The organism is Prauserella sediminis, from assembly GCF_014195435.1.
Lineage (GTDB): Bacteria > Actinomycetota > Actinomycetes > Mycobacteriales > Pseudonocardiaceae > Prauserella > Prauserella salsuginis.
Window position 1 is genome coordinate 127,300 of sequence record NZ_JACIBS010000003.1, and the last position, 10,201, is coordinate 137,500.

Sequence of the window (10,201 nt, forward strand, 5' to 3'; positions counted from 1 at the left end):
CACCGCCGCCCTCGGCGGAGATCCACTTCGGACGGGTCACGTCCGGTCGCGAGCGCCCGACTTCTTTTCGGTCGCCGACTTTCCGGACGTCTTCTTTCCGCCGCTCGACGCGGCCGGTGAGGCCTTCCGCCGCGCCGTGGTGTCCGAACCAGCGGCCTTCGCTCCGGCACCCTTCGCTCCGGCACCCTTCGCAGCGGCGCCCTTCGCTCCGGCGGCCTTCGCACCGGCGCGAGACGTCGAACCGGGCGTGCCGGCGCCGCGCGGTGCGGGGTCCGATTTGTACGTATCCGCGGTGGCGATGAGCTCCTCGGCGTGGGCGCGGCCGGCTTCGCTGTCGTCGAGGCCGGCCAGCATGCGCGCGAGCTCGTCCACGCGGTGTCCCGGGTCCAGCACGGTCACACCGCTGCGCGTGATGCCCTCGGCCGTACCCTTGTCCACCACGAGATGCCGGTCGGCGAAGGCCGCCACCTGCGGCAGGTGGGTCACCACGAGCACCTGGTGGGTGCGCGCCAACGTGGCGAGCCGCTTACCGATCTCCACCGCGGCACGACCCCCGACACCGGCGTCCACCTCGTCGAATACGAGCGTCTGCACCGGGTCCGCATGGGCCAGCACGACCTCGATCGCCAGCATCACGCGCGACAACTCGCCGCCGGACGCGGCCTTGTGCACCGGCATCGGCTGAGCCCCGGAGTGGGCCTTCAGCACCAGCTCCACCTCGTCGACACCGTCGGTGCCGGCGTGCACGCGCTGGCCGGCCACGGTCAGGGCGTGCGGGTCGGCCTCGTCAGCGGTCTTGGCACCGACGACCAGTTCGACCTCGGCCTGCCCCATGGCCAGCCCCGCGAGCTCCGTGGTGATCCGGCTAGCGAGGTCGGCCGCGGCGGCGCGCCGGGCCGTGCTGACCGCCTCGGCGTGCGCCGCCAGCTGTCCGGCCAGCTCGTCCCGGCGGGCGGCGAGTTCGCCCAGGGCCTCGTCGGAGGTGTCCAGGCCCGCCAGCCGTTCGCGCGCGTCATCGGCCCACGCGAGGACGCCGTCGACGTCGGCCGCGTACTTGCGGGTCAGCTTCTTCAGGTCCGACTGCCTGGCCAGGATCTGCTCCAGCCGCGCCGGGTCGGCTTCGAGACCGTCGAGGTAGCCGGTGAGCTCGGCGCCGACGTCGGACAGCAGCGTGGCGGCCTCGGCCAGGCGTGGTTCCAGGTCCCGCAGCACCGTGTCGTCGGCCGCGGACAGCCTGCGCCGGGCCTCGGCGAGCAGCCCGAGCGCGCCGGGAACGTCCGGCTCGCCGTCGGTTGCGCCCGAGACGGCCGCCGACGCAGCGGACGCCGCCTCCCGCAGCTCGTCAACCGCGGACAGGCGTTTGACCTGCTCGGTCAGTTCGGTGTCCTCGCCGGGTTCCGGGGCGACCGATTCGATCTCGGCGAGGCCGTGCCGAAGCATGTCGGCCTGCTGCGCCAGTTCCCGCGACCGGGACGACCGCTCCTCGAGCTCGGTGATCACGTCGAGCCATTCACGCCGGATCCGCCGGTACTCGGCGAGCGGCGTCGTGACGGGGTCACCGGCGAACCGGTCGAGCACGGCGCGCTGCTGCGCCGCGCGCAGCAGTTTCAGCTGGTCGTTCTGCCCGTGGACGGCGATCAGCTGCTCGGCCAGATCGCCGAGCACTCCGACCGGTACGGACCGGCCGCCGAGGTGGGCCCGCGAGCGGCCGTCGGCGCCGACCGAGCGGAGCGCGATGACGCTGCCGTCCTCGTCCATGTCGGCACCCGCGTCGGTGACGATCGTCGGCGCACGGTCACCCGACGCGTCGATCCCCTCGAAGCGCCCTTCGACGGTCGCCTTGGCCGCTCCCGCGCGCACTTTCGACGCCTCCGAACGGCCACCCGACAACAGGTGCAGTCCGGTGACGACCATGGTTTTGCCCGCCCCGGTCTCACCGGTGACGACGGTGAGACCCGGGTGCAGTTCGAGCAGGGCGTCCTCGATCACTCCGAGGCCCTGGATTCGCATCTCGGCCAGCACGCGCACCACCGTATCGGCAGTCACCGACAACCGGGAGGATGCACGGGTGAGACATCGCGTACGCGGTCCGGTCGGACTCCTGTCGATACCGCTCCTCGGCCCGCGTCACGCAGCGGTTCCGTGCCACGACTCGCCCGCAGGAGGTCGGTACGCGACCCCGTGTCGTGCCTCCGTGGCACGGCTCGCCGAACCTCGCGGTCAGCTCGGGTCGCCGCGATCGTGCCGCTCGCGCCAGCTCTTCACCGGGAGCGAGAACTTGTGCACGAGACGGTCGGTGAACGGCCCGTCCCACAGGTGTGCCAGCCGGACGGGCACCGTGCCCGCCACGACTCGTACCTGCATGCCGGCGTCGAGTTCGATGTGACGCAGTCCGTCGCAGGTCAGCACCGCGGGCGAACCGTCGGGGTCGACGCTCACCGTGATGATCGACTCGCGCGAGACCACGAGCGGCCGCGAGAACATGGCGTGCGCGTTGCTGGGCACCACGAGCAACGCCTCGACGTCCGGCCACACCACCGGCCCGCCCGCCGAGAACGCGTACGCGGTCGAGCCGGTCGGCGTCGAGCACAGCACGCCGTCGCAGCCGAACGCCGACACCGGCCGCCCGTCGACCTCGATCAGCGCGTCGAGGATGCGTTCCCGGGTGGACTTCTCCACGCTCGCCTCGTTGAGCGCCCACGTCGCCGCCACGACCTCGTCGCCGCGGGTCACCGTGACGTCGATCGTCATCCGCTCTTCGATGCGGTAGGCACCCCGTACGACGCGTTCGACGGTGTCGGCCAGGGCGTGCGAATCGGCCTCGGTGAGGAATCCGACGCGGCCCAGGTTCACGCCCAGCACCGGGACCCCGGCGGGGCGTGCCAGTTCGGCCGCCCGCAACAGGGTGCCGTCACCGCCGAGCACGAGCACCAGTTCGGCCCCGTCTGCCGGGCGGTGATCCGGGTCGACCACGACACACGGCGTGTCCCCCGCTCGGCCGACGAGCTGACGCACCTCGTCGTCGACGACGCGCAGGCCGATCCCGGCGCCGGCCAGCCGCGCGGCGACCGCGCGCGCGGCGTCCTGGGTCGACTCGCGGTCCGGATGCACCACGAGCAGCACTTCGCGAGGCCCGAAACTCATTGCGGCCCCCTCACCGTCGTCTCCGTCACTGCGGCCCCTTCTCGACCGCGGTGCGCACTAGCTGCTCCGGATCGGGCCGTTCGGCACCGGCGTCCGGCCCGGCCTTGCGCAGCCAGGCGAAGAATTCGACGTTGCCGGAGGGCCCGGGCAGCGGGCTGGCCGTTACGCCGCGCGGATGCAGACCGTGCTCGGCCGCCGACGCCAGCACGTCCCGCACGGCCTCGGCGCGCAGCTCGGGGTCGCGTACGACACCACCGCTGCCCAGCCGCTGCTTCCCCACCTCGAACTGCGGTTTCACCATCGGCAGTAGGTCGGCGCCGTCGGCCGCGCACGCAGCGAGCGCGCCGAGAACGAGCTTGAGCGAGATGAACGACAGGTCCGCGACGACCAGGTCCACCTGACCGCCGATGTCGTCGGGGGTGAGACTGCGGACGTTGGTCTTGTCCAGCACCAGGACGCGTTCGTCGGTGCGGAGACGCCAGTCGAGGAGCCCGCGGCCGACGTCGGCGGCCACGACCTCGCGGGCACCTTCCCGCAGCAGTACGTCGGTGAACCCGCCGGTCGACGCTCCCGCGTCCAGGCAGCGGGTACCGGCGACGGTCAGCCCTTCCGGGGTGAACGCCTCGAGCGCGCCGAGCAGTTTGTGCGCACCCCGCGACGCCCAGCCGGGATCGTCGTCGCTGCGGACCACGATGGGCGCGTCCGGCTCGACGCTCGTCGCCGCTTTGGTCGCCACCATGCCGCGGACGGTGACCTTGCCTTCGCCGATCAGCGCGCTGGCCTGGTCGCGGGATCGCGCGAGGCCGCGTCGCACCAGCTCGGCGTCGAGCCGTGCCCTACGCGGCATGGCCCGACCGCTTTCCCCGCCGGTACATCGGTGTGCCCGAGCCGCTGGCTGTCACGGTCACACCTTGTCGATGCTGGACAGAGCCACCGTGAGCTCGGTGTGCACGGCCTCGAACCGTTCGACGTGTTCGGCCACCGGAACCTCGTCGAGGTCGTCGAGAGCGGCGACGGCGTCGTCGATACCGGCCTTCGGGTCGGTGTCCTGGGCCGCTGCCGCATCGTGGTTCGGTGGCGTCTCCTGGCCGGCCTCCTGCGGCGGGCCGGGCACCGGGCTGTCGTCGTGCACGCCCCAACGCTATCCGATCCGGCGTGGGCGGCCGTTGCCGCCAGGACCTGCGCACGGCGCCGGGTCCGGCCACGGACGCGTCCGGCTGGGGACGGGTCGTTCAGCCGAGGCCGAGCTCGGCCAGGGCGGTCTCCGCCGCGGTGTCGCCCGCGCGCACCGCGGTCGTTCCGGTGCGCCACGCCGCGTCGCACAGGCCGCGCAGCAGCGCGACCGGTCCGGCGTGCTCTCCCGTTCCGGCCGTCGTGACCGTCAGGGCGTCGCCACCGGTGTCGACGTGCCAGGCCTGCTGCGGTCCGACCGCAACGAGCGCAGCGGGTTCGTCCAGTGCGGCGAGGTCGGCGGCGATGTATCGGGGTCGTTCGGTCGGCTCGGCCGTCACCAGGCCTGCCGGTGTCACCACGCCGGTCAGGACGGCGAGCGAGTCCATCCCCGCGGCGACGGCGCCGGCGATGTCGGTGTCGAGCCGGTCCCCGACGACGAGTGGGTGCGTGCTCTCGGCCGAGTCCGCGGCGAGGCGCAGCAGCGGCGTCTCCGGTTTGCCCGCTACGAGCGGAGCCTCCCCCGTGGCGGCCCGCAGCGCGGCGACCATGGCGCCGTTGCCGGGGAGCAGGCCCCGTTCCGCGGGCAGCGTCGTGTCCTCGTTGCACGCGACCCACACCGCGCCCGCCCTGATCGCCAGGCAGGCCTCGGCCAGCACGGGCCACGCCGTTTCGGGTGAATGTCCCTGCACGACACCGGCCACGTGGTCATCGGCGGTCCGCACGGGCTTCAGTCCGGCAGCGGCGACCTGGTCGGCGAGCGCCTCGGTGCCGACGACGAGCACCGTCGATCCGGACGGCAGCCGTTCGGCGAGCAGTCGCGCGCCTGCCTGTGCGCTCGTGCTCACCTCGTCATCGCCCGCGGGCACACCGACGTCCGCCAGGTGCGCCACCACGGCGTCCGGCGCTTTCGACGCGTTGTTCGTCACGAACCGGACCGGCGTGCCGCGGCCACGCGCCCGCGTGACCGCGTCGGCGGCTCCCGGTACGGGGTCGCCGCCACGATAGATCGTGCCGTCCAGGTCGAACAGCAACGCGTCGCAGGCGTCGAACAGCGTCGCGGCATCATTCATCCGCCAGCTCCGAGGCCCGCTCGGCGGCGTCGGTCTGCATGTCGTCGTCGACCTCGGCGGCCCGCAGGAACCATTGCACCGCCTCGGCCGTGCGTCCCGCCGCGGCGAGGTTGTCGGCGTAGGCGTAGAACAACCGAACACTCCACGGCTGCGGGCGCTGCGGATCCAGGTCGCTGCCCTGCAGCGTGACCACCGCGGCGTCGAGCTGGCCGAGGTCACGGCGTGCACCGGCCTCGACGATCTTCAGCTCGACGGCGGTCTCCTTCGGCAGGCCCGCGAGGTCGGTCTCCTTGGCGATGTCGATCGCCCGTTCCGGTCTGCCCATCGCTCGTTCGGAGTCGGCGATCACCGCGATGTGCGCGTCGGTGTGGGTCATGCGCCGTACCGCCCGGAGTTCCGAGAGCGCTTCGGACCAGTTGCCGGTGTGATAGGCGGCCAGCCCGAGCGCCTCCCGCGCGACGGGGAACCGCGAGGCGCGCTTCTTGGCATAGCGTGCGTGGGACAGCGCCGCATCCGGGTCCGTGTCGAGCAGCATGCCCGCAGCAACCAGGTGCCGGCCGATCCGCTCGGCGAAGTCCTTCGGCAACGCGCGGAGTTCCCGCTTCGCCTCCGCGTCGAGCATCGAGTATTCGGCCTCGTCGGGAAGGTCCGGCTCCCTCGGCACGTCACGCGGACCGCTACGCTCGGTTTTCCCGGCTTCGGGCTTGCCACCGGGGCGGGGTCCGCCGCGGTCGGGACGGCGATCGTCCCGACGCTTGTTGTCGCCGAACGTGCGGCCGTCACTCCGGTTGCGGTCGTCCCCTCCACGGTCGTCCCGGTTTCGCTGGTCGCGGGTTCGGTCATCGCGCTTCCGATCGTCCCGGAACGTCCGGTCTCCGCCGCCGGAGCGCCGCTCGCCGTAGCCCGACCGCGAGTCGTCCCTCCGACGCGAGTCCCCGCCGGGCCTGCCCTTGCCGTCGCGGGGACCGCGATCGTCGCGCGGACCACCGCTGCGGCCGCGGTCGTCCCGGCCAGCCTTCCGGTCCCCGAACTTCCGCTCGTCCCGACCACGCTCGCGATCGTCACGGGTGCGATCGTCCCGCGACCGGTCCCGGCGATCGTCGCGACCACCGGACTGGCGGCGCCGGTCATCACGTTCGCCGCCCCGTCCGCGCTCGTCCGAACCTCGGCCGTAGCCACCCCCGCCACCGCGGCGGTCGTCACCACGCCGATCGTCGTTGCGGCCGCCTCGCCGGTCGTCGGACCCGCGTCCGTAACCGCCCCGGCCACCACGGGAGTCGTCACCGCGGCCGCCTGATCGGCCGCCGCCGGCACCACCTCGTGCGCCGTCGGGACGGCCTCGGCCCTGTTGTCCCGGCTGCCCGGGATTGCCCCGGCCACGATTGCCGGAACTGCCGGCGCCGCCGGAACGCTCGGATCGGCCACGGTCGTCGCGGCCCGAACGGTCGCGCCCGCTCTTGTCGGACACGGGTCCTCCCACTGTTGAAGTTCTGGTTGAGCATACGGCTAGGGCCCGCCGGGCGCCCATCCCTGTCGGGATAGTCGCTTCCGGCGGGCCCTGCCACTGTAAGTAAGTTCGGCGGTGTCCTACTCTCCCACACCCCTTCGGATGCAGTACCATCGGCGCTGGCAGGCTTAGCTTCCGGGTTCGGAATGGGACCGGGCGTACCCCTACCGCTATCACCACCGAAACACTACGAAACAACACACTGACTGTTGTCTCCCCACACACAACCCACGTGTGTGGGGTGGTGTGGTGTTTCAGGATCGTAGAGTGGGTGCGTAGCAACCTTTGTAGGCAAGTCCTCGGCCGATTAGTACCAGTCCACTCAAACACACATTACTGCGCTTCCATGTCTGGCCTATCAACCCAATCATCTCTTGGGGGCCTTAACCCATCACGGGTGGGAGACCTCATCTAGGAACAGGCTTCCCGCTTAGATGCCTTCAGCGGTTATCCCTTCCGAACGTAGCCAACCAGCCATGCCCCTGGCGGGACAACTGGCATACCAGAGGTTCGTCCGTCCCGGTCCTCTCGTACTAGGGACAGCCTTCCGCAAGTCTCCTACGCGCGCGGCGGATAGGGACCGAACTGTCTCACGACGTTCTAAACCCAGCTCGCGTGCCGCTTTAATGGGCGAACAGCCCAACCCTTGGGACCAACTCCAGCCCCAGGATGCGACGAGCCGACATCGAGGTGCCAAACCATGCCGTCGATATGGACTCTTGGGCAAGATCAGCCTGTTATCCCCGGGGTACCTTTTATCCGTTGAGCGACACCCCTTCCACCAGGAGGTGCCGGATCACTAGTCCCGACTTTCGTCCCTGCTCGACCCGTCAGTCTCACAGTCAAGCTCCCTTGTGCACTTACACTCAACACCTGATTACCAACCAAGCTGAGGGAACCTTTGGGCGCCTCCGTTACCCTTTAGGAGGCAACCGCCCCAGTTAAACTACCCACCAGGCACTGTCCCTGAACCAGATCATGGTCCGAAGTTAGATTCCCAGCACGACCAGAGTGGTATTTCAACAACGACTCCACCAACACTAGCGTGTCAGCTTCACAGTCTCCCACCTATCCTACACAAGCCGAACCGAAAACCAATACCAAGCTATAGTAAAGGTCCCGGGGTCTTTCCGTCCTGCCGCGCGAAACGAGCATCTTTACTCGTAGTGCAATTTCGCCGGGCCTGTGGTTGAGACAGCCGGAAAGTCGTTACGCCATTCGTGCAGGTCGGAACTTACCCGACAAGGAATTTCGCTACCTTAGGATGGTTATAGTTACCACCGCCGTTTACTGGCGCTTAAATTCTCAGCTTCACCACCGAAATGGTTAACCGGTCCTCTTAACGTTCCAGCACCGGGCAGGCGTCAGTCCATATACCTCGACTTGCGTCTTCGCATGGACCTGTGTTTTTAGTAAACAGTCGCTTTCCGCTGGTCTCTGCGGCCCGCCACCCCTAACCCGCAAAGGGTTTCAAGATGGCTGGCCCCCCTTCTCCCGAAGTTACGGGGGCAATTTGCCGAGTTCCTTAACCACAGTTCACCCGATCGCCTTAGTATTCTCTACCTGACCACCTGTGTCGGTTTCGGGTACGGGCCACGCACGCACTCGCTAGAGGCTTTTCTCGACAGCATAGGATCACTCTACTTCACCACAACGGCTACGCATCACGCCTCACCCACATGCAGAACGGATTTGCCTATTCTGCGGGCCACACGCTTACACCAGTACTACCACTCACTGGCGGAGCTACCTTCCTGCGTCACCCCATCACTTGACTACTACGCCATCAGGTCCCACGCTCCACACACACCACATCCCGAAGGATACGATGCGGCTTCGGGTGGTTAGTATCCGACGCCTCACCATGGACGCACACACGCGGGTACGGGAATATCAACCCGTTCTCCATCGACTACGCCTGACGGCCTCGCCTTAGGTCCCGACTTACCCTGGGCGGAACAACCTGGCCCAGGAACCCTTGGTCATCCGGCGGTACAGATTCTCACTGTACATTCGCTACTCATGCCTGCATTCTCACTCCCACACCCTCCACAACTCGGTTACCCGGCTGCTTCATCGGGCCCAGGACGCTCCCCTACCCACCACAACCCGCGTTAGCAGTTGTTGCAGTGACTCGGCTTCGGCGGTGTACTTCAGCCCCGCTACATTATCGGCGCAGAACCACTTGACCAGTGAGCTATTACGCACTCTTTCAAGGATGGCTGCTTCTAAGCCAACCTCCTGGTTGTCTCTGCAATTCCACATCCTTTTCCACTAAGCACACACTTAGGGGCCTTAGCCGGAGTTCTGGGCTGTTTCCCTCTCGACAACGAAGCTTATCCCCCGCTGTCTCACTGCCGCGCTCTCACACCATGGTATTCGGAGTTTGGTTGACGTCAGTAACCCGATCAGGCCCATCAGCCACCCAGTAGCTCTACCCCCACAGTGAAACACGCGACGCTGCACCTAAATGCATTTCGGGGAGAACCAGCTATCACGAAGTTTGATTGGCCTTTCACCCCTACCCACAGCTCATCCCCTCAGTTTTCAACCTAAGTGGGTTCGGCCCTCCACACCGTCTTACCGGCGCTTCAGCCTGGCCATGGGTAGATCACTTCGCTTCGGGTCTCGACCACGCAACTACAACGCCCTCTTCAGACTCGCTTTCGCTACGGCTACCCCACACGGGTTAACCTCGCCACGCAGCACGAACTCGCAGGCTCATTCTTCAAAAGGCACGCCATCACCCGAAGGCTCTGACGGCTTGCAGGCACACGGTTTCAGGTACTCTTTCACTCCCCTCCCGGGGTACTTTTCATCTTTCCCTCACGGTACTTGTCCGCTATCGGTCACCAGGAAGTATTTAGGCTTACCGAGTGGTCCCGGCAGATTCACAGCGCCCTCCACGGAAACGCTGCTACTCGAGAACACCACCACAACGATTCCACACAGTTTTCGCGTACGGGACTCTCACCCACTACGGCCACGCATCCCAACGTGTTCCACTAACCATGCAAACCATCCCCAGGAATGTCAGTCCCCGGACGGCAGGTCTCACAACCCCGCACACGCAACGCCTGACAGCTTGACACGCATACGGTTTAGCCTCCTCCGCTTTCGCTCGCCACTACTCACGGAATCACTAGTGTTTTCTCTTCCTACGGGTACTGAGATGTTTCACTTCCCCGCGTTCCCTCCACACCGGCTATATATTCACCGGCGGGTGACACCCCATCACGGGTGCCGGGTTTCCCCATTCGGACATCCTCGGATCACAGCTCGGTTGACAACTCCCCGAGGCTTATCG

The 10,201-nt window shown here is 67.8% G+C and carries 6 protein-coding genes and 2 rRNA genes (1 of these 8 cut by a window edge); all 8 read right to left on the minus strand.

The window, feature by feature from the left end; genetic code table 11:
- Positions 1-36 precede the first annotated feature (36 nt).
- Positions 37-2,022 carry a DNA repair protein RecN gene (recN, locus tag FB384_RS21090; RefSeq protein WP_183786600.1) on the minus strand — a complete coding sequence of 662 codons (1,986 nt, stop codon included), beginning with the start codon at positions 2,020-2,022 and terminating at the stop codon, positions 37-39.
- A gap of 198 nt (positions 2,023-2,220) precedes the next feature.
- Positions 2,221-3,144 (minus strand): NAD kinase, encoded by a 924-nt coding sequence (locus tag FB384_RS21095; RefSeq protein WP_183786551.1) that lies wholly within the window; start codon positions 3,142-3,144, stop codon positions 2,221-2,223.
- A 25-nt stretch (positions 3,145-3,169) separates the two neighbouring features.
- Positions 3,170-3,991, minus strand: a complete 822-nt coding sequence (locus tag FB384_RS21100) for a TlyA family RNA methyltransferase (protein WP_183786552.1) — start codon at positions 3,989-3,991, stop codon at positions 3,170-3,172.
- A 57-nt stretch (positions 3,992-4,048) separates the two neighbouring features.
- The gene (locus tag FB384_RS21105; protein WP_183786601.1) at positions 4,049-4,258 is read right to left on the minus strand and encodes a hypothetical protein; all 210 of its coding nucleotides are present in this window, start codon (positions 4,256-4,258) and stop codon (positions 4,049-4,051) included.
- 118 nt (positions 4,259-4,376) lie between these two features.
- On the minus strand, positions 4,377-5,387 hold the full coding sequence (locus tag FB384_RS21110; protein ID WP_183786553.1) for an HAD-IIA family hydrolase: 1,011 nt from the start codon (positions 5,385-5,387) through the stop codon (positions 4,377-4,379).
- Positions 5,380-6,855, minus strand: a complete 1,476-nt coding sequence (locus FB384_RS26940; RefSeq protein WP_183786554.1) for a tetratricopeptide repeat protein — start codon at positions 6,853-6,855, stop codon at positions 5,380-5,382. Before FB384_RS26940 ends, FB384_RS21110 begins: the two co-directional genes overlap by 8 nt.
- 106 nt (positions 6,856-6,961) lie before the next feature.
- Positions 6,962-7,078 (minus strand): 5S ribosomal RNA (gene rrf, locus FB384_RS21120).
- Positions 7,079-7,181: 103 nt separating this feature from the next.
- A 23S ribosomal RNA gene (locus tag FB384_RS21125) occupies positions 7,182-10,201 on the minus strand (it continues 68 nt past the right edge of the window).

Bases quoted from the DNA above. Each gene is read 5' to 3' on its own strand.
- FB384_RS21100 (WP_183786552.1), bottom strand. From the start codon at position 3,991: ATGCCGCGTAGGGCACGGCTCGACGCCGAGCTGGTGCGACGCGGCCTC.
- FB384_RS21110 (WP_183786553.1), bottom strand. From the start codon at position 5,387: ATGAATGATGCCGCGACGCTGTTCGACGCCTGCGACGCGTTGCTGTTC.
- FB384_RS21095 (WP_183786551.1), bottom strand. From the start codon at position 3,144: ATGAGTTTCGGGCCTCGCGAAGTGCTGCTCGTGGTGCATCCGGACCGC.